22 protein-coding genes are annotated in these 22,812 nt (G+C 73.2%); 11 read left to right on the top strand and 11 right to left on the bottom strand.

Annotated elements, in window-relative coordinates; translation table 11 throughout:
• Window positions 1-43 precede the first annotated feature (43 nt).
• Together CTE05_RS15015 and CTE05_RS15010 are read right to left on the bottom strand one after the other, a co-directional pair.
• Window positions 44-1,726, bottom strand: coding sequence for an ABC transporter substrate-binding protein (locus CTE05_RS15015; protein WP_146847116.1), 1,683 nt, complete (start codon window positions 1,724-1,726; stop codon window positions 44-46).
• A 92-nt stretch (window positions 1,727-1,818) separates the two neighbouring features.
• Window positions 1,819-4,302, bottom strand: a complete 2,484-nt coding sequence (locus tag CTE05_RS15010) for a beta-d-glucosidase (protein ID WP_146847115.1) — start codon at window positions 4,300-4,302, stop codon at window positions 1,819-1,821.
• 154 nt (window positions 4,303-4,456) lie between these two features.
• On the opposite strand from CTE05_RS15010, the gene CTE05_RS15005 reads away from it, so the two are divergent.
• The 4 genes from CTE05_RS15005 to CTE05_RS14990 all read left to right on the top strand — a co-directional run bounded on the left by CTE05_RS15005 (window position 4,457) and on the right by CTE05_RS14990 (window position 7,898).
• Window positions 4,457-5,110, top strand: a complete 654-nt coding sequence (locus tag CTE05_RS15005; protein WP_146847114.1) for a TetR/AcrR family transcriptional regulator — start codon at window positions 4,457-4,459, stop codon at window positions 5,108-5,110.
• Between the two features lie 51 nt (window positions 5,111-5,161).
• A complete protein-coding gene (locus CTE05_RS15000) occupies window positions 5,162-5,899 on the top strand; it encodes a response regulator transcription factor (protein WP_146847113.1) in 738 nt (245 codons plus the stop codon).
• A gap of 2 nt (window positions 5,900-5,901) precedes the next feature.
• Window positions 5,902-7,395: a sensor histidine kinase gene (locus CTE05_RS14995; RefSeq protein WP_246123655.1), complete on the top strand. Its 1,494-nt coding sequence runs from the start codon at window positions 5,902-5,904 to the stop codon at window positions 7,393-7,395.
• Window positions 7,396-7,517: 122 nt separating this feature from the next.
• Window positions 7,518-7,898, top strand: a complete 381-nt coding sequence (locus CTE05_RS14990; protein ID WP_146847112.1) for a VOC family protein — start codon at window positions 7,518-7,520, stop codon at window positions 7,896-7,898.
• Here the strand turns inward: CTE05_RS14990 and CTE05_RS14985 are convergent.
• Entirely contained in the window at window positions 7,882-8,283 is a 402-nt protein-coding gene (locus CTE05_RS14985) for a DUF1761 domain-containing protein (RefSeq protein ID WP_146847111.1), read from the bottom strand. The genes CTE05_RS14990 and CTE05_RS14985 overlap by 17 nt on opposite strands.
• Before the next feature lie 71 nt (window positions 8,284-8,354).
• Between CTE05_RS14985 and CTE05_RS14980 the strand changes: the two genes are divergently transcribed.
• A complete protein-coding gene (locus CTE05_RS14980) occupies window positions 8,355-9,191 on the top strand; it encodes an AraC family transcriptional regulator (protein ID WP_146847110.1) in 837 nt (278 codons plus the stop codon).
• Here CTE05_RS14980 and CTE05_RS20335 read toward each other — a convergent pair.
• The 4 genes from CTE05_RS20335 to CTE05_RS14960 form a co-directional block, all read right to left on the bottom strand.
• A complete protein-coding gene (locus CTE05_RS20335; protein WP_186814879.1) occupies window positions 9,170-9,970 on the bottom strand; it encodes a hypothetical protein in 801 nt (266 codons plus the stop codon). The two genes, CTE05_RS14980 and CTE05_RS20335, sit on opposite strands and share 22 nt — an antisense overlap.
• Window positions 9,971-10,035: 65 nt before the next feature.
• A complete protein-coding gene (locus CTE05_RS14970) occupies window positions 10,036-11,643 on the bottom strand; it encodes an ABC transporter permease (protein WP_222595494.1) in 1,608 nt (535 codons plus the stop codon).
• Window positions 11,640-12,566, bottom strand: coding sequence for an ABC transporter ATP-binding protein (locus CTE05_RS14965; protein WP_146847109.1), 927 nt, complete (start codon window positions 12,564-12,566; stop codon window positions 11,640-11,642). The genes CTE05_RS14970 and CTE05_RS14965 overlap by 4 nt, the downstream gene beginning before the upstream one ends.
• Window positions 12,563-13,213, bottom strand: coding sequence for a TetR/AcrR family transcriptional regulator (locus CTE05_RS14960; RefSeq protein WP_246123653.1), 651 nt, complete (start codon window positions 13,211-13,213; stop codon window positions 12,563-12,565). The genes CTE05_RS14965 and CTE05_RS14960 overlap by 4 nt, the downstream gene beginning before the upstream one ends.
• Window positions 13,214-13,287: 74 nt before the next feature.
• Between CTE05_RS14960 and radA the strand changes: the two genes are divergently transcribed.
• The 4 genes from radA (at window position 13,288) to disA (ending at window position 17,436) form a co-directional block, all read left to right on the top strand.
• On the top strand, window positions 13,288-14,712 hold the full coding sequence (gene radA, locus CTE05_RS14955; protein WP_146847107.1) for a DNA repair protein RadA: 1,425 nt from the start codon (window positions 13,288-13,290) through the stop codon (window positions 14,710-14,712).
• A 206-nt stretch (window positions 14,713-14,918) separates the two neighbouring features.
• The gene (locus tag CTE05_RS14950; RefSeq protein WP_146847106.1) at window positions 14,919-15,149 is read left to right on the top strand and encodes a hypothetical protein; all 231 of its coding nucleotides are present in this window, start codon (window positions 14,919-14,921) and stop codon (window positions 15,147-15,149) included.
• A gap of 68 nt (window positions 15,150-15,217) precedes the next feature.
• On the top strand, window positions 15,218-16,297 hold the full coding sequence (locus CTE05_RS14945) for a LacI family DNA-binding transcriptional regulator (protein ID WP_146847105.1): 1,080 nt from the start codon (window positions 15,218-15,220) through the stop codon (window positions 16,295-16,297).
• 62 nt (window positions 16,298-16,359) lie between these two features.
• The gene (gene disA, locus CTE05_RS14940; protein ID WP_055916637.1) at window positions 16,360-17,436 is read left to right on the top strand and encodes a DNA integrity scanning diadenylate cyclase DisA; all 1,077 of its coding nucleotides are present in this window, start codon (window positions 16,360-16,362) and stop codon (window positions 17,434-17,436) included.
• A 4-nt stretch (window positions 17,437-17,440) separates the two neighbouring features.
• On the opposite strand, the gene CTE05_RS14935 is transcribed toward disA, so the two are convergent.
• On the bottom strand, window positions 17,441-18,031 hold the full coding sequence (locus tag CTE05_RS14935) for a hypothetical protein (RefSeq protein ID WP_146847104.1): 591 nt from the start codon (window positions 18,029-18,031) through the stop codon (window positions 17,441-17,443).
• A 163-nt stretch (window positions 18,032-18,194) separates the two neighbouring features.
• Between CTE05_RS14935 and CTE05_RS14930 the strand changes: the two genes are divergently transcribed.
• Together CTE05_RS14930 and CTE05_RS20800 are read left to right on the top strand one after the other, a co-directional pair.
• Complete coding sequence (locus tag CTE05_RS14930) at window positions 18,195-19,097, top strand: iron-sulfur binding domain-containing protein (protein WP_246123651.1); 903 nt, start codon at window positions 18,195-18,197, stop codon at window positions 19,095-19,097.
• Window positions 19,098-19,110: 13 nt separating this feature from the next.
• Entirely contained in the window at window positions 19,111-19,590 is a 480-nt protein-coding gene (locus tag CTE05_RS20800) for a DivIVA domain-containing protein (RefSeq protein WP_307724295.1), read from the top strand.
• Window positions 19,591-19,594: 4 nt separating this feature from the next.
• Here CTE05_RS20800 and CTE05_RS14915 read toward each other — a convergent pair whose 3' ends face one another.
• The 3 genes from CTE05_RS14915 to CTE05_RS14905 form a co-directional block, all read right to left on the bottom strand.
• Entirely contained in the window at window positions 19,595-20,098 is a 504-nt protein-coding gene (locus CTE05_RS14915) for an amino-acid N-acetyltransferase (RefSeq protein ID WP_146847102.1), read from the bottom strand.
• Window positions 20,099-20,180: 82 nt separating this feature from the next.
• Window positions 20,181-21,698 carry a high affinity choline transporter 1 gene (locus CTE05_RS14910; RefSeq protein ID WP_186814878.1) on the bottom strand — a complete coding sequence of 506 codons (1,518 nt, stop codon included), beginning with the start codon at window positions 21,696-21,698 and terminating at the stop codon, window positions 20,181-20,183.
• Between the two features lie 321 nt (window positions 21,699-22,019).
• A complete protein-coding gene (locus CTE05_RS14905) occupies window positions 22,020-22,658 on the bottom strand; it encodes a TetR/AcrR family transcriptional regulator (RefSeq protein WP_146847100.1) in 639 nt (212 codons plus the stop codon).
• Window positions 22,659-22,812: the final 154 nt, after the last annotated feature.

Below are 22,812 nucleotides of genomic sequence, written 5' to 3'. Positions count from 1 at the left end.
TGGTGCGGCGGGCGAGGGGGGTCGCCCGCCGCACCACGGGGCGTCACTCGGTCGGCGTCAGCTTCGACAGGATGAGTGCCGCCTGCGGCCCCGTCGGCTGCGGGTTCGCGTACGGGTCCTCGTCGGTCGGGAAGCCCGTGTAGTTCACCGTCGAGTACTGCGCGACGGCGGGACGGGACCAGATGACGAGGCCGGGCACGTCCTCCACGAAGGCCTTCTGGACGACGTCCAGGGCGGCGGCGCGGGCGTTGTCGTCCGTGCCCGCCTTGAAGTCGGCCAGCGCCTGGGTGACGGCGTCGTTCTTGTAGCGGCCGAAGTTCCACGTCGCCGACTCACCGAGCGGCACGTACGAGGCGCCGTCCATGATGTTGGAGTACATGTTCCACGGCGTGCTGCCGCCGTCGGTCCAGTGCAGCGACGCCTGGAAGTTGCCGAACGGGATGATGTCGTTGAACCAGGTGTCCTGCACGACGCCCTCGACCGTCGCCTCGGCACCGAGCGCGGCGGCGCCCTCGGCGATGATGCCGAGCGCGTCCAGGTAGTCCGTCCAGCCGGTCGGGTTCTGGAGCGTGAAGGTCACCTTCTCGCCGTCGGGGTCGACCAGCGCGTCGCCGTCCCAGGTGTAGCCGGCCTCCGTCAGGACGTCCTTGGCACCGTCGACGTCGACCGTGAGCTCCTGGTCGAGGTACGCGTCCGAGATGAACGCGTCACCCGACGGCTGGGGCAGCCCGGTCACGCTCTTGATCTGCGGCCACACGCCGTAGCCGGCGGTCGCCGAGATGTCCGCGCGGTCCACGACCATGTTCAGCGCCTTGCGGAACGCCACGTCGTTGAACGGCTTCGTCTCGTTGTTCAGGTAGAGCACGTCGACGCCGAACCCGCCGCCCGCGACCTGGTGGAAGTGCTCCGGGTCCTTGGCGATGAACGTGTTCTCGAAGTCCGGGATGAACGTCCAGCCCCACTGCGCCTCACCGGTGGTGAGCGCCGTGGTCAGGCCGGCGTTGTCGTTGAACGTGTCGTACCGCAGCGTCCCGACCTTCGGGGTCTCGCCCCAGTAGTCCGTGTTCGGCTCGAGCGTGACGGCCTGCGGCGTGAAGCTCTTGAGCTTGAACGGGCCGGTGCCGATCATCTCGTCGTCGGTCCACGTCACCGGGTCCTCGTTCTCCCACAGGTGCTTGGGCACGATGAGGAGCTTGAGGAGCTTGTCGCGGTTGACGTACTGGCCCGACTCGAAGTTCACCGTGACCGTGTTCCCGTCGACCGTGATGTCGCCGTACTGGTCGGGGAAGTCGGTGTTCAGCTCCTTGTTGTCCTTGCGGAGCTGGATCGAGAACGCGATGTCCTCGGCGGTGAAGTCGGTGCCGTCGGACCACTTCACGCCCTCACGGGCCGTGATGACGGCCTGCGTCGAGTCGGGGTTCCACTCGACGGACTCCGCGAGCCACGGCGTCGGGGGGTCGGTCGGCTTGAGCTCGTTGACCTGCATGAGCGACTCGTAGACGGCGAACGCGTAGCCGAGCGAGAGCGACGCGGAGCCGGTCGCGAGCGGGTTCTGGTTCGGCTGCTGGGGGCCGTTCGGCATGCCGATCGTCAGGATCTTGTCCGAGACGCCGTCGGCGCCCCCGGTGCTGTCGTCGCTGGTACCGCCGCCGCCGGAGCAGGCGGTGGCCAGCAACGCGAGGGTGGCCGCCGTAGCGACGACCGTCGAGAGCTTGCGGATTCTCACGAGTGCCTCCTTGCACTGATGCGGAAACTGCTGGTCGTGCCGGTCCGGCGGGACTGCGGATCTCGCCGGACCGGGACTTGCGGGGGCCGTGCCTATGCCGACGCGTGGCTGAGCACGGCCACGTCGACGCTGAGGCGCAGGTCGCTCGACGAGCGGCCGACGCGGATCGGATAGGTACCGGCGGGGGTGACCCAGCCGGGCAGTGCGCTGTCCCAGGTCCGGAACGCACGGGCGTCCACCCGGACCTGGACATCTGCGTGCGCGCCGGCGGCGACGTGCACGACGCTGAACCCGCCGAGCCAGCGGACCGGACGCGACTCGTCCCGGACCGGGGGCTCGACGTAGACCTGGACCACCTCGCGCCCGTCGCGGGCGCCGGTGTTGCGGACGCGGACGTCCAGGACGACCGCTCCGTCGGCCTCGACCGTGGGAGACACCGCCTCGTACTCCCACGTCGTCCACCCGAGCCCGTGCCCGAACGAGGCGGCGGGCGTGCGGCCGAGGCGGAGCCACGAGCGGTACCCGACGTGGACGCCCTCGTGGTACTCCACGACGCCGTCGACGGGGACCGCGTCCGGCACGGGCACGTCGGTCTCGTGCGCGGGGAGCGTCCAGGGCAGGCGTCCGGACGGCTCGGTGATCCCGGTGAGCACGTCCGCGAGCGCGTCGGGCCACTCCTGTCCCCCGAGCCACGCCCACACGACGCACGGCACCTCGTCGAGCCACGGCAGCAGCACGGGGGCGCCGGCGTTGACGACGACGATCGTGCGGGGGTTCGCGGCCAGCGTCGCCTTGACCAGCTGGTCCTGCGTGCCCGGCAGCGCGAGGCTGGTGCGGTCGTACCCCTCGGACTCGATCTCCTCGTTGGTGCCGACGACCACGATCGCGAGGTCGGCCGCGGCGGCGGCCTCGGTAGCGACGGCGAGCAGCTCGTCCGGGGAGGTGCCGGGCACGCGGTGCACCAGCTCGGCGCGAGCGAAGCTCGCGTACCCGACGGGGTGGACGGCCTGCACGACCGCGTCGATCTCGACGGTGGTCGGCTCGGTCACCTCGACGACCAGCGTCGCGGGCACGGGCTGGTTGACGCTGGAGTCCAGGATCACCTCGGCGCCGACGACGTGCTCACTGGTGGAGAGCACCTGCCCGCCGACCGTGATCCGGTGCTTCCCGACGGTGCCCACGCCGACCTCGTGCCGGCCGGGCTCGTCGAGCCGCACGGTGGTGCGCAGGCGCAGCGCGACCGCGGGGCCGGGCACCTCGCGCAGCCAGCCGTTCCAGCCGGTGACGTCGGTGGTGACCAGGACGGTCCCGTCGGCGTCGAGCAGCTCGCCGAGCGCTCCGGGGTGCCCGTCGGGGGTGGTGCAGCGACCGGCCAGGTCGAGCGCGGGCGGCAGCAGCCGGGACACCGCACCGGGGTGCACGTCGACCTCGACCTCGCCGAACGCGTCCCGGAGGGCGGCCTCGGGCGTCGTCGCGTGGTCCGGGCGGACGTAGGCGGAGCCCCCGCCCTGGACGAACGGGTGGACGGCGTTGGGCCCGAGCAGCGCGATCCGGGTGACGTCGTCGGGGGCGACCGGCAGCGCGTGCGCGTCGTCGCGGAGCACGACCATCGAGCGGGAGACGAGCTCCCGCAGGACGGCACGCACGTCGACGTCGGACACGCGGTCCCGCTGCGCACCCGCGGGCTCGACCCCGTCGAGGGCACCGACGCGCTGGGCGAGCCGCAGCAGGCGCAGGACCTTGGCGTCGAGCAGGTCCTCGCCGACCTCTCCGGACGCCACGGCGTCGAGCAGCCCGTCGCCCCACGGCCCGTCGGGTCCGGGCATCTGCAGGTCGAGCCCGCCCTCGGCGGCGGCGGCGACGGACTTCGTGGCCACCCAGTCGCTCATGACGACGCCGTCGAAGCCCCACTCGTCCTTGAGCACCCCGGTGAGCAGGGGCCGGTGCTCGGCGGCGGTCGCGGCGGTGGTCCCGTCGTCGACGCCGGAGTACGCGCTCATGACCGACCACGCCTGGGCCTCGTGCACGAGCTGCTCGAACGGGGCGAGGTACACCTCGCGCAGCGTCTTCTCGTCGACGCGCGCCAGGTAGCTGGTGCGCTGCGTCTCGGAGTCGTTGGCGACGAAGTGCTTGACGCACATGCCGACGCCGCGGTCCTGCGCGGAGCGCACGACGTGCACCGCGATGGCGCCGGTGAGCAGCGGGTCCTCCGAGTAGCACTCGAAGTGGCGGCCGCCGACGGGGGTGCGCTGGAGGTTCACCTGCGGGGCGAGCACGACGTCGACCCCGTGCCGACGGGCCTCGGCGGCGAACACGTGCCCGACCTCGTCGGCGAGGTCGACGTCCCACGTCGCGGCGAGCGCGCTGGGGGCCGGGAAGGAGGCGGAGGTCTCGTCGGCGGAGTCGGAGACGCCGCGGACGCCCGCGGGGCCGTCGGAGACGTGCATGGCGCGCAGGCCGATCTGCGGGAGCGCGGTGGTGGACCACAGGCCGGCGCCGACGACCAGACGCACCTTGTCCTCGAGGCTGAGCGCAGCCGCGAGGGCGGTGAGGTCGGTGGTGGTGGTGAGGGGCACCGCGCGTTCTCCGATCGGACGTCGTCGTCTTCTGCGGTGAATCTACGCACAACTTACTGACGTGTCAGTAAGTTGAATGATCACAGTATGGTTTCGGTGGCGGGTTAACTTACTGACTTGTCAGTAACTGGCTGTCGCGCAGTATGGTTCCGCTATGGACGACGCCGTTCCCCCCGCCGCGCCGCCGCAGCGCCGCGCACGGCAGCCCCGCCAGGCCACCACCGAGCGGCGGGCGGAGATCCTGCGGGCCGCCGCCCACACCTTCGGGTCCAAGGGGTACAAGAACGGCTCGCTCGCCGAGGTCGCCGAGCAGGTCGGCATCACCCATGCCGGCGTCCTGCACCACTTCGGCTCCAAGGAGGCGCTGCTCGTCGAGGTGCTCGAGTACCGCGACAAGGAGGACGTCCGCGACCTCGAGGGCCAGCACATCCCCGACGGCATCGAGCTCTTCCAGCACCTCGTGCGCACCGCCCGGATGAACGTCGAGCGCCGCGGCATCGTCCAGGGCTACACGGTGCTGACCGGCGAGTCCGTCACCGAGGACCACCCCGCCCGCGGCTGGGTGACCAACCGCTTCACCATCCTGCGCGGGGAGATCCAGGCGGCGATCGTCGAGGTCGGCGGCGGGGACGTCCCGGCCGACGTCGCCGCGCAGGCCGCGAGCGCGATCATCGGCGTCATGGACGGGCTGCAGGTGCAGTGGCTGCTCGACGACGAGGTCGACCTGCCCGCCGCCACCCAGTTCGCCATCGAGGCCATCCTCACGGCCGCTCTGCTGGGTACCGGCCGGCCGCACCCGCTCAGGTAACTCACAGGTTCGCTCCAGGCTCACGTCAGGTACCGGTCCGACGCTGAGGCCATGACAACGACCACCACCCGTCGCCCGGAGGTTCTGTCCCGCGCCGACGGCTCCCCTGTCCGCGCGCTCGTGGTCGACGACGAGCCGACCCTCGCCGAGCTGCTGTCCACCGCCCTGCGCTACGAGGGCTGGCAGGTGGACCACGCGCTGAGCGGCCACGCCGCCGTCCGCGCCGCCAAGACCCTGGACCCCGACGTCATCGTGCTCGACGTCATGCTCCCCGACCTGTCCGGCATCGACGTGCTCCGCCGCGTCCGCACCACCCACCCCCACGTCCCCGTGCTGTTCCTCACCGCCAAGGACGCGGTCGAGGACCGGATCGCGGGCCTGACGGCCGGGGGCGACGACTACGTGACCAAGCCGTTCAGCCTCGAAGAGGTCGTCGCCCGGCTGCGCGCCCTGCTGCGCCGCACCGGTGCCGTGTCGTCGCGCGAGGAGGCCACGCTCGTCGTCGGCGACCTCACGATGGACGAGGACAGCCACGAGGTCACCCGCGGCGGCGAGGACATCCGCCTCACCGCCACCGAGTTCGAGCTGCTCCGGTACTTCATGCGCAACCCGAAGCGCGTGCTGTCCAAGGCGCAGATCCTCGACCGCGTGTGGCAGTACGACTTCGGCGGCCAGGCCAACATCGTCGAGCTCTACGTGTCCTACCTGCGGCGCAAGATCGACAAGGGCCGCACCCCGATGCTGCACACCCTGCGCGGCGTCGGGTACGTGCTCAAGCCGTCCGTCTGACCGTGGGCGCCTGGACGCTGCGGCGACGGCTGGTCGTCGTCGTCGTGGCGCTCGTCGCCGTCGTCGCCGCTGCCATGGGCACGCTGTCGACCCTCGCGCTGCGGAGCTCGCTGACCACGCAGCTCGACGAGAAGGTCGTCGCCGCGCACCGGCGCACCGTCGACGGCCCCACGTTCGGCTCCGCCGCCCGGGGCGGCGACGAGGTGGTCGTTCCCCCGCCGCCGGTCGGCGGTCCGTACCGACCGGGGCAGGAGGCCGGCACGGTCACGGTCGAGCAGCCCGCCGGCACCGACCCCGCCGACCTCGCCCCCGCGCAGGCGTACACGATCACCGACGACGGCTCCTCCATCGCCCTGGACGAGGCGCAGATCGCGCAGCTGCTCGCACTGCCCACCGGCGAGCCGGTCACCGTGACCCTCGGCGGTCTCGGCAGCTACCGCGCCCTGTCGAGCACCGCCCCCAGCGGGACCACCGTCACCGCCCTCCCGACCGCGTCCGTGACCAGCACCGTCACGTCCTTCGTGGCCGTCGAGGTCGTCGTCGCCGCGCTCGCCCTGCTGGTCGCCGCGGCTGCCGGCCTGGTGCTCGTCCGCCGCGAGCTGCGTCCCCTCGACCGCGTCGTCGGCACCGCCAACCGGGTCGCCCGGCTCCCCCTCGACCGCGGCGAGGTCGTGCTCGCCGACCGGGTGCCCGCCCGCGACACCGACCCTGCGACCGAGGTCGGGCAGGTGGGTGCCGCCCTGAACAAGCTGCTCGGGCACGTCGAGCTGGCCCTCGGCGCCCGCCACGAGTCCGAGTCGCAGGTGCGCCAGTTCGTCGCCGACGCCAGCCACGAGCTGCGCACTCCCCTGGCGTCGATCCGCGGGTACGCCGAGCTGGTCCGACGCTCCCCCGACGAGGTGCCCGTCAGCGCGCTGCAGGCCATGTCCCGCGTCGAGTCCGAGTCGGAGCGGATGACCGCCCTGCTCGAGGACATGCTGCTCCTCGCGCGCCTGGACGCCGGCCGGCCGCTGGCCACCGAACCCGTCGACCTGACCGTGCTGGCCATCGACGCCGTCACCGACGCCCACGCGGCCGGTCCCGACCACGACTGGCGCCTGGACCTGCCGTCGGAGGACGCCCTCGAGGACGCCCTCGTGCTCGGCGACGACCACCGCCTGCGCCAGGTGCTGGCGAACCTCCTGTCGAACGCGCGGCTGCACACGCCCGCCGGGACCGCCGTGACCGTCCGCGTCCGCCGGTCCCGCGACCAGGTCGTCCTGCAGGTGGCCGACGACGGTCCCGGCATCCCGCCCGCGCTGCGCGAGAGCCTGTTCCAGCGGTTCACCCGTGGCGACGCGTCCCGCAACAGCGCCACGGGGTCCACCGGCCTGGGCCTGGCGATCGTGCACGCGGTCGTCACCGCCCACGCCGGCAGCATCACGGTGTCGAGCACCGGGAACGGCACGACGTTCACGGTCACCCTCCCCGCCGCCCCGGCCCTGTCCCGCACGTGACCCACCCCCGCGACGTCCGAGCATCCGGTCGTCCTGGCGACCGCCTCCTCGGACGTCCGGTGGCACGGGTGGAGGGGGCGCGGGAACCTGGACGGGTCCCGACGGAGCTTCGAGGAGTGGTGATGGCGGATCTCAGCAGGGCGTTCAGCGGGTTCTCGACCGACGACGTGCCGGCCGCGAGGGCGTTCTACGCCGACGTGCTCGGGCTGGAGGTGTCCGAGGAGAACGGGATGCTCTTCCTGCGCTTCGAGGGCGGCCACGAGGTGCTCGTCTACCCGAAGGGCCCGGCCCACGAGCCCGCCGGGTACACCGTGCTCAACTTCCCCGTCGAGGACGTGCCCGGCACGGTCGCGGAGCTGCGGGAGCGCGGCGTGCAGTTCGAGAAGTACGCCGGCACGCCCACCGAGACCGACGACGACTTCGTGTTCCGCGGCGGCGGACCGCTGATCGCCTGGTTCACGGACCCCGGCGGCAACGTCCTGTCGATCATCGAAGCGAGCTGACGATCAGCGCCACCGCCACGATGCCGAGGACGTGGTACCCGCCCGTGATGAGCCCCAGGCGGAACGGGTGCGGGGTGTGCGGCGTCAGCGCGTTGTTCACGGAGACCGGCAGGGCGACCCCGGCGCCGACGACCAGGCCGACGAGGAGCGCGTCCGTCGACGTCCCGGCCAGGAGGAGCGCCACCGCGACCGTGACCAGGAGGCTGCTGACCAGCGGCACGACGTAGTACGCGGCCGAGAACCGCTCACCGCGGACCCGTGGGCGGCCGATGGCGGTGTCCCACGCGGCACCGAACAGCGGCGTGAACCACAGGGCGCCGAGCAGGTAGTAGGCGAGGGTCGCGACACCGATCGCGAGCCAGCTGAGGTCGGCGAGGTTCGTCATGGACGCGATCGTCCAGAACCCCGCCGCCGGGGGTCTTGGAGAATCGCGACACCAGCCGCGATCGTGGGCGCATGCGCATCCGTCCCGACGAGGCCTCGGGCGTGCTGCACCCGCAGAACCTGGTCCGCTACGCCGCGCGCTGGATCGACCCGGACCCCGCCGTCCGCGACGTGGTCGACACGTACTGGCACGTGCGCTGGCAGCTGGACGAGAGCGAGGTCGTCGACCAGACGATCGTCGACCTGCCCGCGGTCACGCTGACGGTCGAGACCGGCGACGTCCCGGCGGGCCTCGTCGTCACCGGGCTGCACCGGCGGGCGTGGCACCGTCGCATCGCCGGGTCGGGCGACGTCTTCGCCGTCCGGCTGCGGCCCGCCGGGCTCGCCGTGCTCGGCACGCTGCGACCCCAGGACCTCGCCGACGCGACGGTCCCGCTGGCCGCCGGCGTCGACGACGGTCTGCGCACCCTGCTGGCCGGCATCGCGGCTGCGAGCACCCCGCAGGACCGGGCCCGAGCGGCCGACACGCTGGTCGCGGACCGGCTGCGGGAGCACCCGCCGTCGGACGTGCACCTGCTCGCCAACGCCGTCCTCGACGAGCTGCGCTCACGCGCGTACCGCCGGACCGGCACCCCGCTCGCGGAGCACTTCGCGGTCAGCGAGCGCACGATCCAGCGCGCGCTGTCGGCGACGCTCGGCATCGGTCCCAAGCAGGCGGCCCGGCGCATCCGGCTGCAGGAGGTCGCGCGGGCGATCGCGGTGCACGGCGACGACGACCTCGCGGGGATCGCCGTGCAGCTCGGCTACGCGGACCAGGCCCACCTGACGAGCGACTTCCGGGCGTCGACGGGCCTGACGCCCGGCGCGTACCGCCGGCAGCTCCAGCGTCAGAGCGGGAACGCGTTGTAGAAGTCGGCGATGTCCGCGACCGGTGCGGTCGCCTGGAAGACCGTCGAGCCGTTGGTCCACACCGCGATGCCCGTCCCGTCGCCCGCGTCGGCGATCGAGTAGGTCCCGGCGACGGCACCTCCGGCGCTGACCTCACCGCTCTGCGGGAGGGTCGGACCGGTCGACGCCGACGGCGACGCGGAGGGGTCCGGCTCCGGTGCGGCCGGGAACCCGGCGACGAGCGTCGCGGCCAGTGCGGCCGCCTCCTCCGGCGTCTCCCACTGGCCGGACCGGACCGTGACGGTGCCGGAGCCGCCGTCCGTGTACGTCTCGGTGTAGGCCTCGACCGCGCCGGCGGCCTGCCACTCGGGGTCCACGGCCGACGTCGCGAGCGCGTACTGGAGCACGCTCGTCGGCAGGGCGACGGCGAAGGCGGTGGTCGCAGGGCGTGCGACGGGCTCGACGGTGGGGGTCGGCGAGGGCAGCAGGATCGTCGACGCGACGGCCGGGGGACCGTCCGCGGTGTCGTCGTCGCCCCCGCTGGTGACGAGGGCGATGACGATCGCGGCGATCACGACCACGACGCCGCCGATGATCGCGGGGACCAGCCACCGGGGCCGACCCGACGCGGCCGGGGCCGGGGGCTCGGTCGGGGACGCCGGGGACACCGCGGTGTCGCTGGACGACGGTGTGGTCGGGATCGGCGCGGTGGGCGGCTTCTGCATCGCCTGCCAGTTCGAGATCGGCGCCGTCGGCTGGCCGGCCGGTCGTTCGGGGCCGGGACGGCCGGTGTCGCTCATCGGGGCTCCCCCTTGCATCGCGTCGCCCGAACCCTCGCCGGACGCCCGCAGCCTACCGACGGAAGTCAGCCGACCACGTCACGACGCCGGAACGCGGCGAGCCCTGCGGAGATCAGCGCGGCGGCCGCGACGGTGAGCAGGAGCACGGGCGGCCAGTCCATCGCCTCCGCGGGCAGCTGCGGCGTGTAGGTGAACGGCGACAGGACGTCGGACCCGTCGGGCAGGAGCCCGCCGAACAGGCCGACGACCCCGACGTACGTGACGTAGGCCCACACCAGCCCGAACGCTCGGGGGGCGACGCCGAGGACGACGACGGCGAGACCCAGGACGCAGCCGATCGCGGGGAGCGTCACGGCCGAGGCACCGACGAGCTCGGCCAGGTGACCGTCGCTGCCCAGGGACGCGTTCGCCGTCAGGCCCATCACGAGCCCGGTGAGCAGCATGATCACGGCGGCGGCCAGGCCCGCCAGGCCGACCTGCGAGCCCAGCCAGCGGGTACGCGACACCGGACCGGCCAGGACGAGCGCACCCCGCGTGACCAGCTCCTCGGACCGTGCGGCCCCGACGGCCGTCGACGCGTACGCCGCCGCCATCACCGCGAGGAACACCGTGTAGAGCGCGAAGGCCGAGGCGATCACGCCGCCCGGTCCGTCGGGGAACATCTGCGCGAGCTGCGGTTCGTCGTCGACGTAGTCCACGAGCTCCCCCGCCAGCAGGCCGATGAGGGCCCCACTGAGCACGATCCCGGCGCCCCACGACACGATGGCGCCGAGCTGCCGGCGCAGCGTCAGGGCGAACATCCCTGTCAGGCGATCCGTCGCGCGCGGGCGACCGAGCCGCTCGGCGAGCAGCCCGGTGCCGAGGTCGCGACGTCCGGCGAGCCAGAACGCCCCGCCCACCAGGAGGGCCGCGGCGACCACGCCGATCGCGAGCGGCCAGAACCGCTCGTCGACGTACGCCCGCGTCGCCTGTGCCCAGCCGAACGGGGACAGCCACGTCAGCACGCTCGTGCTCTCCGGGCCCCGCACGTCCCCGACGGCCCGCAGGAGGAACGCGACGCCGAGCACCGCCATCGCCAGCGAGCTCGCCGTCCGGCCGTGGGCGGTCAGCTGGGACGTGACCGCCGAGACGCCCGCGAACACGAGCCCGACCATGACCACGCCGCCCACCAGCGCGGCCGAGCCGACCGCGTCGAGCTCCGTGGTGAGGAGAGCGAGGAAGGTCAGCACGCCGACCGCGAGGGTGGCGACGACGGCCGCGGCCAGCCCGGCGACGACCGGTGCGTCCCGGCCGACGGGCGCGGACCGCACGAGCTCCAGCCGGCCGTCCTCCTCCGCGGCGCGCAGGTGCCGGGTCACGGTGAGCAGCGCCATGATCCCGACCGGGACCATGATCCACAGGCCCAGCTCGTTCGCCGTCATCGCGCCGACGGTGTAGTCGTCGAGCCCGTACCCCGGGCCGGCCAGGGCGGTCGCCGCCGGGGACGAGATGAGCTGTGCACGGCCTGCGCGCGACTCGGGCGTCGAGTAGAGCTCGGTGATCGCGGACACCGACACCTGCGTGAGCCCGGCGACCGCGACCGCCCACACGACCGTGCGCCACCGGTCGAGGCGCAGCGCCACCCGGACGAGCCCGCGCGTGCCGGACAGCTCGGTGTCGACGAGCGTGCTCACCGGGACCCCTCGACGCCCAGCGTGGCCAGCTCGTCGCTGTACTCGCGCAGGAACAGGTCCTCCAGGGTCGGCGGGTGCGCGGTCAGCGACCGGACGCCGAACCCGGTGAGCCGTGCGAGCACGTCGTTGAGCGAGGCGGTGTCCACGTCGACCGTCAGGTGCCCGTCGTCGCGCTGCACGTGGTGCACCCCGTCGAGCGTGGCGAGGGTCCGCTCGGCCTCGTCGGCGTCGCGCAGCCCGGCCGTCACCGTCGTGCGCGTGAGGCTGCGCAGCTCCTCGAGCGACCCGCTCTGCACCGCGCGGCCCTGCCGGATGATCGTGACGCGCCGGCACAGGGCCTCGACCTCGGCCAGGATGTGGCTGGACAGCAGCACCGTGCGCCCGTCGGCGGCCGCCTCCTGCACGACCTGCTGGAACACCGCCTCCATGAGGGGGTCCAGTCCGCTGGTCGGCTCGTCCATGAGGAGCAGCTCGACGTCGGCCGCGAGCGCCGCGACGAGCGCGACCTTCTGCCGGTTGCCCTTCGAGTAGGCACGGCCCTTGATGCGGGGGTCGAGCTCGAACCGCTCGACCAGCGCGTCGCGGCGCGCGGGGTCCAGCCCGCCGCGCAGCCGCCCGAGCACGTCGATCGACTCGCCGCCCGACAGGTTGGGCCACAGGTTCACCTCGCCGGGCACGTACGCCAGGCGGCGGTGCAGGGCGACCGCGTCGCGCCACGGGTCACCGCCGAGCAGCCGCACGTCGCCCGCGTCGGCCCGCAGGAGCCCGAGCAGCACGCGGATGGTCGTCGACTTGCCTGCGCCGTTGGGGCCGAGGAAGCCGTGCACCTCCCCCGTGCGGACCGTGAGGTCGAACCCGTCGAGCGCGCGCTTGGCGCCGAACGACTTGACGAGTCCGCTGACCGCGATGGCATTTTCGGTCATGACTTCCCGTCCTTCTGTCGGTACTCCAGGTAGGCGTCGAGGTAGGAGGTGTCGGTGAACAGTCCGTGCGTGTAGAGCTCCAGGCCGGCGAGCATCGACCGCTCGTAGAGCTGGACCATCGCCTCGGCGGGCGACTCGGTGGGGGCGACCCCGTGTCCTGCGGCGGCGCCGAGCTGCGCCATGACGATGAGGCCGACCTGCAGGGCGACGACCTGCCGCGCCCGACCCGCGGGGTCTGCCGACGGCCGCACGGTGCCGGCCTCCTCGCCCGCCTGCAGGTAGTCCGCGGCGTCGTCGACGAGCCCGTCGACGAAGTGGCCGGCCAGAGCGCCTCCGTCGAGGAGGCTGCGCACGATGTAGGCGAACAGGGGCGCGTACTCCTGCACGGTCGAGAGCATCCCGATCGTCTCGGCGGGGGACGCGTACGCGATGGCTCTCGACTTCTGCTCCCGGACGACGGTCAGGACGTGGTGGTCGCACTCGGCGCGCAGCGCGTCCTTGGAGCCGAAGTGGTGGATCACGAGCCCGGCGCTGACCCCGGCGTCCTCGGCGATGGCGCGTACGGGCGCGCGGAACCCGTCACGGCCGAAGCGTGCGACGGCGGCGTCCCGGATGCGGGCGCGGGCGGTGAGGTCCTCTGAACGCACGTTCACTACGCTAAACGTGTGTTCAGCCGTGGCGCAAGAGGGCCGTGTCGGAGGCTGCGGCTAGCGTGCGGCCCGTGACCTCGACCTCCTCGAAGCGGCCCGACCGCAGCGCGCGCCCGGCCTTCCGCTGCACCGAGTGCGGGTGGACCGCCGGCAAGTGGGTCGGCCGCTGCGGCGAGTGCCAGGCGTGGGGGTCGGTCGTGGAGGACACCGGTCCCGGTGGCGGTGCTCCGCGCACGGTCGCCACGAACCCGGCACGCTCCCCCGCCCGGCCCATCGACCAGATCGACATCGAGACTGCGCGGGCCCGGCCCACCGGGGTCGACGAGCTGGACCGCGTGCTCGGCGGCGGCCTCGTCCCCGGGGCGGTGGTGCTGCTGGCCGGCGAGCCGGGCGTCGGCAAGTCGACCCTGCTGCTCGACGTCGCCGCGCGGGCGGCGCGGACCGGGCGCAAGGTCCTGTACGTGACGGGTGAGGAGTCCGCCGCGCAGGTGCGCCTGCGAGCCGGCCGGATCCACGCGCTCGACCCCCAGCTGCTGCTCACCGCGGAGACCGACCTCGGCACGGTCCTCGGGCACATCGAGCACGTCGACCCCGACCTGCTGGTGCTCGACTCGATCCAGACGATCGCGTCGGCGCAGGTCGAGGGAACGGCCGGGGGCGTGTCGCAGGTGCGTGAGGTGGCCAGCGCGGTCATCCAGGCCGCGAAGTCCCGGGACCTGCCGGTGGTGCTCATCGGGCACGTCACCAAGGACGGCTCCGTCGCAGGCCCACGCACGCTCGAGCACCTCGTGGACGTCGTCTGCCAGTTCGAGGGCGAGCGGCACTCGCGCCTCCGTATGCTCCGCGCGACCAAGAACCGCTACGGCCCGACCGACGAGGTCGGCTGCTTCGACCTGTCGGAGTCGGGGATCGTCGGCCTGCCGGACCCGAGCGGGCTGTTCATCTCCCAGGCCCTGCACGCCGTGCCGGGCACGTGCCTGACGGTCACCCTGGAGGGGCGCCGGCCGCTCGTGGTCGAGGTGCAGTCGCTCGTGGCCCCGAGCGCGGTCCCCAACCCGCGGCGGACCACGAGCGGCGTCGACAGCAGCCGCCTCGCGATGGTGCTCGCGGTGCTCCAGCGCCGGCTCGGTGCCCGCCTGGCGGACCAGGACGTCTACGTGTCGACGATCGGGGGCGCGCGCGTCGTCGAGCCGGGTGCGGACCTGGCGCTCGCGCTGGCAGCCGTGAGCTCACGCGAGAACGTCCCGCTGCCGCGCGGGCTGGTCGCGATCGGCGAGGTCGGGCTCGCCGGAGAGATCCGGACGGTCTCCGGTGTCGGACGTCGGCTGGCGGAGGCGGCGCGGCTCGGGTTCACGCGGGCGATCGTCCCGGCCGGGGCGCTGGACGGTGCGACGCCGCCCGCCGGACTGACGGTCCTGACGGCCGCGGACCTCGGGGAGGCCGTCACCGCGGCCGGCCTCGTCCCGGACCTGGCGTCGTCGGCCGCGAGCCGCTGACCGTCGCAGCCACCTGCTGACGTCGGCGCCCCGGCTCGCTCGTCGCCGCCGTCGCGGTGTCCGCGCACGCCACGACGCGCTCGGCGGGGACGGGTCGCATCGGTCTCAGGGCTGCGCGAAACTGCGGCTGTCTCGATCTTGACCGGTATAGAGATCACCGTTACTTTAGCGGTACAGACGATCACGATCGGACAAGGAGACACCTGATGTCGATGGACACCCCCCAGTTCGGACTGCTCTTCGGCGTGACCGCCGCACGTCACGAGGCCGAGAGCGCACGGCCCTGGGCGCCCGTCGCGCCGGAGGCCGCACCACGGCAGCGCACGCGTCGCCCGCGGGCTCCCCGGACCCGACGCACGCTCGCCGGGGCGCTGCACCACCTGGCCGACGCGGTCGCCCCCGCGTGCCCCGGCGAGGTCGGTCACCCGGCCAGATGAGTTCCGTCCCAGCGGGACCCGCCCCGGCGACCTACCCTGTCCCGCATGGTGCGGAACAGGGTGGGCTCATGTCCCGGGTGACGTTGCAGACGATCGCGGACCGCGTCGGCGTCAGCCGGATGACGGTGTCCAACGCGTTCTCCCGCCCCGACCAGCTCTCGGCGGAGATGCGGCGCACGATCCTGGCGGCGGCGGACGACCTCGGGTACGTCGGCCCCGACCCGTCGGCCCGCGCCCTGGCGCGTGGAACCACCGGTGCGGTCGGCGTGCTGCTGACCGAGTCGATCGGCACCGCGTTCCTCGACCCCATCGCCGCGGCGTTCTTCGGGTCGGCCGCCGAAGGGCTCGCGCCCACCGGCATGGCGGTCGTGCTGCTGCCGTCGACGAGCTCCGAGGACACGATCCCCGCGCGCGACATCCCGATGGACGGCGCCCTGATCTACGGCTGCGCCGGCGACTACCCCGCGGTGGGCTGGCTGGTGAAGCGCAAGCTGCCGCTGGTGTTCATCGACAGCGCGCCCGTCGCCGACGCGTCCAGCGTGCTGCTCGACGAACGGCACGGCGCCCGGCTCGGCGCCCGGCACCTCCTCGACCTCGGGCACCGCCGGATCGGCATCCTCACGATGAACGTCGGGGTGCGCGCCGAGCTCGCGGCGGACCCTGCGGCGGCCGGGTCCGGGTACGTGGCGCGCGAGCGCCAGATCGGCTGGGTCGACGAGCTGACGGACGCCGGGGTGACGCCCGTCGTCATGGAGGTGCGGGACAACAGCGAGCCGTACGTCTCGGAGGGCGCGCGGCTGCTGCTCGCGGGCGACGACCGCCCGACCGCCGTCCTGTGCTTCTCTGACCTGATGGCCGCCGCGATCGTGAAGGCCGCCGAGGAGCTCGGGCTGCGGATGCCGGAGGACCTGTCGATCGTCGGCTTCGACGACTCCCCGCTCGCCCAGCGGGTACGTCCGGCGCTCACCACCGTCCAGCAGGACTTCGTGGCCAAGGGCAAGGCGGCCGCGGCAGCCCTGACGTCCTCGATCAGCCGTTCCCGCGCCGGGCTCCCCCCGGCACCGGAGCAGCACCGCATCCTGGTCGACCTCGTGGTCCGCGACAGCACCGCACCCCCCGCCGACGGCAGACGGGCGAACCCGTCGTAGCGAACGGGTCCGGCATGCGGGTCGCGGCGACCCGCGTCGGTGCTCGTCGTTACCATGCAACCGTGCCCCACTCGCACGCCCCCGACGACCTCCTCAGGTCGACCCTTGCCGCCGTCGCGCCCGGCGGCGAGCTTCGCGACGGTCTGGAGCGGATCCTGCGGGGTCGCACGGGCGCGCTGATCGTCCTCGGCTTCGACCAGACGGTCGAGAGCATCTGCTCCGGCGGCTTCGTCCTGGACGTGGAGTTCTCCGCCACCCGCCTGCGGGAGCTGGCCAAGATGGACGGCGCCGTCGTGGTCGACGCGGGGATCTCCCGCATCCTGCGCGCGGCCGTCCAGCTCCTGCCCGACGTCACCATCGAGACGTCCGAGTCCGGCACCCGGCACCGCACCGCGGAGCGCGTCGCCAAGCAGACCGGCCTGCCCGTCGTCTCGGTGTCGGCGTCGATGCGGATCATCGCGCTGTACGTCGGCGGCCAGCGGCACGTCATCGAGGACTCGACCACCATCCTGTCCCGCGCCAACCAGGCCCTGGCCACCCTCGAGCGGTACAAGTCGCGGCTCGACGAGGTCAGCGGCACCCTCTCCGCGCTGGAGATCGAGGACCTGGTCACGGTCCGCGACGTGTCCGCCGTGGTGCAGCGCCTCGAGATGGTCCGCCGCATCTCCGAGGAGATCGAGGGCTATGTCGTCGAGCTGGGCACCGACGGCCGCCTGCTCACGCTGCAGCTCGACGAGCTGGTCGGCGGCATCGGCTCGGACCGGGCGCTGATCATCCGCGACTACGTCGACACCAGCCGCCGCGAGGTGGACTCGGTCCTCGACGAGCTGGCGGAGCTGGACTCGACGGAGCTGCTCGACAACGCCCGCATCGCCAGCGTGCTGGGGCTGCCCGGCGGCGGCGACGCGCTCGACGCGGCGGCGGGTCCGCGCGGCTACCGCCTGCTGTCCAAGGTCCCGCGCCTGCCCGGCGCCATCGTCGACCGGCTGGTCGCGCACTTCGGCGGGCTCCAGAAGCTGCTGGCCGCCGGCATCGAGGACCTCATGGCCGTCGACGGCGTCGGCGAGCAGCGCGCCCGGGCCGTGCGCGAGGGGCTGTCCCGGCTCGCGGAGTCCAGCATCCTCGAGCGGTACGTCTAGCCCGTCAGTCCAGCCCGAACACGCTCGCCGGGGCGCTCACGCCCGCGAGGTTCAGCTGCGCGGAGTACGTCCCCGCACCGGGGACCGGCAGGTCCGCCGGGCAGCCCTCCGCGGAGCGGATCCGGTTCCACGCGAACGGTGTCGTGTCGGTCTGGCCGCCGGCCAGCAGCAGCGTCCGGGTCTCGGTGCCGGGCGCGATGCAGTCGCGGTTGGACCACACCCGGTCGGAGCCGGACGTGATGACGATCTCGCGCTGCGCCTCTCCGGCGTCCACGAGGCAGGGTTCCGCACCGGTGTTGGTGACCGAGACCGTGAACGTCGCGCTGACGCCGGGCGCGAACGAGGGGGCGTCGGCCGTCATCGCGAGGGCCACGACTCCGGGCGCGCAGTCGGCCACACCGTCGGAGTCCGTCGAGGTCGGGCTCGGCTCGGGCTCGACCTCGGTCGTCGTGCCGCCCTGCCCGGCGGGGTCCTCCGGCGAGTCGCGGCCCACGAACAGCCAGACGACGACCGCGATGATGATCAGCGGGATGCCGAGCACCACGAAGCGACGCACCCAGTAGACGCGGGCGGGCAGGCGTCGCGACTCGCTCATGCAACCTCCAGGACCGGCGCCGCGTAACCCCGCGGCGCGACCACCGTAGAGGCAAGGTTCGCCGACCCGCCCGGCCGACGCGCGGACCTGCCCAGAGAGCGAGACGGACGACGGGCGCGACCGCCGTGCGACGGTCCCGACGGCCGTGGGGCAGGATGCTGCGGTGCCGCCCACCCCTGCCGAGCTGCGCGAGCCGGTGCTCGCCTGGTTCGCCGTGCACGCGCGTGACCTGCCGTGGCGGGCGGCTGACCGGTCGGCGTGGGGCGTGCTGGTCAGCGAGGTGATGCTCCAGCAGACGCCGGTGGTCCGGGTGGAGCCCGCGTGGCGGTCGTGGATGGCCCGCTGGCCGACCCCTGCTGACCTGGCGGCAGCGTCGACGGCTGACGTGCTGCGCGCGTGGGACCGGCTCGGCTACCCGCGGCGTGCGTTGCGGCTGCAGGAGTGCGCACGGGCCGTCGTCGAGCGGCACGACGGGATCGTCCCCTCGTCGGAACCCGAGCTGCTGGCCCTGCCCGGCGTCGGCTCGTACACGGCTGCCGCGGTGCTCGCGTTCGCCTACGGTCGCCGGTCGGTGGTGCTCGACACCAACGTCCGGCGCGTGCTGGCTCGTACGGTCGACGGGGTCGCGCTGCCGGCGCCCAGCCAGACGGTCGACGAGGTGCGTCGCGCGACCCGGTACGTGCCCGATGACGACGCGACGGCGGCGCGCTGGGCGGCGGCGTCGATGGAGCTCGGTGCCCTGGTGTGCACCGCCCGGTCCCCGCGCTGCGACGTCTGCCCGGTGCAGGACGTGTGCGCCTGGTACGCCGCCGGTCGTCCCGCCGACGAGCACGCCGGCCGACGGAAGGTCCAGACGTTCACCGGCACCGACCGCCAGGTGCGCGGCCGCGTGATGGCGCTGCTGCGGGACGCCCTCGGCCCGGTGCCGGCAGCCGCCGTCGACGCCGTCTGGCCGGACGCCCGCCAGCTGGCCCGCTGCGTCGACGGCCTGGTCGCCGACGGCCTGGTCACCCGCGACCCGGCCGCGAGCGTCGACGATCCGCCGACATACCGGCTGCCGTCGTGACAGCATGCGCGGCATGCTGAGCGCCGACGACGTCCTGAACCACAAGTTCTCCGCCACGAAGTTCCGGGAGGGCTACGACCAGGGCGAGGTCGACGCCTTCCTCGACCGGGTGACGTCCACGCTGCGCGGGCTCGAGGGCGGCGAGGTCCCCCACGACGCGGTGACGGGGGACGAGGTCACCCTGGTCAGGTTCCGGGGGACGAAGTTCCGGGAGGGCTACGACCAGGACGAGGTCGACGACTTCCTCGACCGGGTGCGCGAGCGGCTGACGCAGGTCGTCGAGGACGCCCCCGTGTGGCAGCCGGGCGAGCCCGTCGACACCGGCTCTCCGCCCGTCGCAGCGACCGACCTGGTCCTGAGGCTGCAGATGGCGTACACCACGCGGCCGCCCGGGGCGCCCGACGTCGTGTCGGTGCGCCTTCCGGACGGTCAGGTGCGCTCCGTGGTCGACGTCCGGAGCACCCCGACGGGCATCGAGCTGGTCCTCGGCTGACGGCTCACGCCAGCTCGATCAGCATCCGCGTGTTGCCCAGGGTGTTCGGCTTCACGCGTGCCAGGTCGAGGAACTTGGCGACGCCGTCGTCGTGCGACCGCAGCAGCTCGAGGTACACGTCGGGCGTCACGGGCGTCCCCTCGATGACGTGGAACCCGTGCGACTCGAAGAACGCCACCTCGAACGTGAGGCAGAAGACGCGACGCAGCCCCATCTCACCGGCCCGCTCCAGGAGGGCGTCGAGCAGCGCGTGCCCGATCCCGGTGCCACGCCAGGCCCGGTCGACGGCGAGGGTGCGGATCTCGGCGAGGTCCTGCCACATGACGTGCAGCGCCCCGCAGCCGATCACGGTGCCGTCGTCGGCCTCGACGACGAGGAACTCCTGGACCGCCTCGTAGTACCCGACCCACTCCTTGGCCAGCAGGATGCGCTCGGCGGCGTACGGCTCGACGAGCGCGCGGATCGCACGGACGTCGGCCGGCAGGGCGGGTCGGACACGGAAGGACACCGGGCCAACCTACTGGCGAGCCCGGCGCCGGCCGCGGAACGGCCCGGCTCCCGAGACGACGGGAGCCGGGCCGCGCGAGCCGTCAGACGGCGGGCTCGGGCTGGCGGGGTGCCGGGACGGTCTCGTCGGGCATCCCGTCGGCGATCGCCCAGGCCTCCTCCGTGACGGTCCGCGGCCAGACCGCGGCCGCCACCAGGTACGCGAGGAGCGATGCACCGAAGCCCCAGAACGTCGGCCAGCCGTCGAACGACGCGTCGATCAGGTCGTTGGGGACGTACCAGACGTCGTTGGGCACGCCGTAGACGGTGGGCGTCAGGACGAAGAGCACGAGCCGGACGGTGACGCCGACGACGAGCGCCGCGACGGCCGCGCGCGTCCCGCCACGCTTCCAGAACAGGCCGAGGATGAACGGCACCAGCAGCCCGGCGAGCATGAGGTCGAACGCGAGCGTGAGCAGGATGCCCGTCTGAGCCACCTTGAGCGCCACGGAGATCCCGAGCACGACGATCGGGATCATGGCAACGCGGGTCCACAGCAGCAGCGGGTCGCGGACGCCCTCCTCCTTCACGGACACCACGCGGCGGACCCCGAAGATGTTGCGGACCGCCACCGCCGACGTCGCGAGGATCGCCCCGGACGCGGTCGAGAACGACGCCGCGACGATGCCGGACAGGACGAGGACAGTCAGCCCGGACGGCGCGTAGCCGTCGAGGAGCTGGAACAGGATGGGCCCGTCCTCCGTGGTCAGGCCCAGCACCGACGACGCACCCAGGGCCACCATCGCGAACGCGATGCCGATGATCGCGGTGCCCGCGGCGCCCGTGAAGCAGGACTTCTGCGCGGTCTCCGGGCTCCTGGCGGCGAAGATCCGCTGCATGAAGTCGATGGCCACGATGTCGCCGATGCCGAGCGCGACCAGGGTCGCCCAGTTGATCGGGGCGCCCGCGCTCGTCTGGGTGAGCTGCTCGAAGTCGAACGGGCCCATGCCCGGGGCGACCTCGAACCCGTAGGTCGTGCCGAACCAGACCACGAGGCAGGCCGTCGCGACGATGGTGATGACGATCTGGATGGCCGCCGTGTAGGCGTCCGAGAACATGCCGCCGCCGATCGTGTAGACGAGCACGAGGCCGACGGCGACGAGCACCCCGATGGTGTAGTCCAGGCCGAGGAACCGCTCCAGCAGGTACCCGCAGGCCACCAGGTTCCCGGCCATGAGGATCGCGAACGCGAAGATCATGAACACCGACGACGCCACCTCGACGCCGCGTCCGTACCGGAGCCGGTAGAAGTCCGCGAGCGTGAACAGCTTCATCCGGTTCATGGGCTTGGCCAGGAACAGGCCGGTCAGCAGGAGGCAGATGGCGAGCCCGAGCGCGAGGGACGCCCCGGCCCAGAACCCGAACGACGACGTGAGGTCGGTGTTGCCGACGGTGGCGTTCGAGTCGACGGCGGCCGCCATGAGCGAGGCCGCCACCAGCGGTACGCCGAGGCGCCGGCCGGCGACGAGGTAGTTGGCGCTGTCCCCGTCGACCTTGCGGGCGACGAAGATGCCGACGAGGACGACGGCGAGGACGGAGAGACCGACTCCGGCGATGATCATGGGGGCTCCGAGGGGACGGCAGACAGGTCTGAGGGGGTTCGACGAACGGCCGGCAGAGTTTCTGTCGTCCGACAGGTTCATTGACCACCCGACCTGTGTCCGGCCCGATGCACGCACGAAACGCTTGTGTTAAATCGGCGACCGCAGCACTCGCGTACGCGCGCGCGTAGCGAGCCTGCTTCCGCCGAACCCGACATGGGGGTCGTCCTGGCGCGCTTCTCCGGGGGTGGTGTCGGGTTCGTCGTGGCAGTCACACCGCAGGACGGTCGACGGACGGGCGGTCCGCCCGGTCGGTGTCGGACGGGACGACGAGTGGGTGCGTCAGACCGTGAGCGTGACCGGGACCGCGCGGGCGCGCGCGATCTCGGCGGGGGTGCAGCCGACCAGGCGGAGGACCCCGTCGGCGACGGCGTCTTGCACGGCGGCGACGTCGACGTCAGGAGTGTCCCGACGCCGCAGGATCACCGACTCGACGAGCCCGAGGGCCAGCTCCCCGCGGTCGTCGCCGTCGCCCGCGGCCGTCGCGAGCTCGCTGTACCGGGCGCGCAGCCGGGACCGCAGCGCATGGAACTCGGCGAACTGCTCGCCGGCCACCTCGGGCAGCACGTAGAGCACGCCGAGGTTCACCGGCCCGGCGCAGAGCAGCCCGACGTCGGCGTGCACGAGCGTCCACAGCCGGGCGGCTGCGGGTTCGGCACCGGCCGCGAGGGCGTCGGCCAGCTCGAGCGACGGCCGGACCGTGCCGAGCAGCAGCTCGAGCAGGATCGCGTCCTTGCCGGCGAAGTGGTGGTAGATCGACGCCTGCCGGACGCCGGCCGCATCGGCGATCGCGCGGGTGCTGGTCGAGGTGAAGCCGACTGTGCAGAACAGGGCGGCGGCTGCGTCGAGCACGTCGCGACGGGTGTCGCGCTCACCGTCGGGGTCGCCGCTCGCGCGCGGTCGACCGGGTCTGCGTGCCATGGCGAGCCGACGCTACCACCGCCCCCTCCCCCACCCACGCCCCCACATCCGTCGCCAGAACGCCCGATCACCCGCCCAGACCCACGGATGTCCGCACTCGTGCGGGTCGGCCCCCACCGGAGTGCGGACGCACGTCATCGAGAACCCGGGACGT

The organism is Cellulomonas terrae, assembly GCF_007990265.1.
Taxonomy (GTDB): Bacteria; Actinomycetota; Actinomycetes; order Actinomycetales; family Cellulomonadaceae; genus Cellulomonas; species Cellulomonas terrae.
Note: the sequence above shows the minus strand (reverse complement) of the source record. Positions and strands in the feature narration are given on the sequence as shown.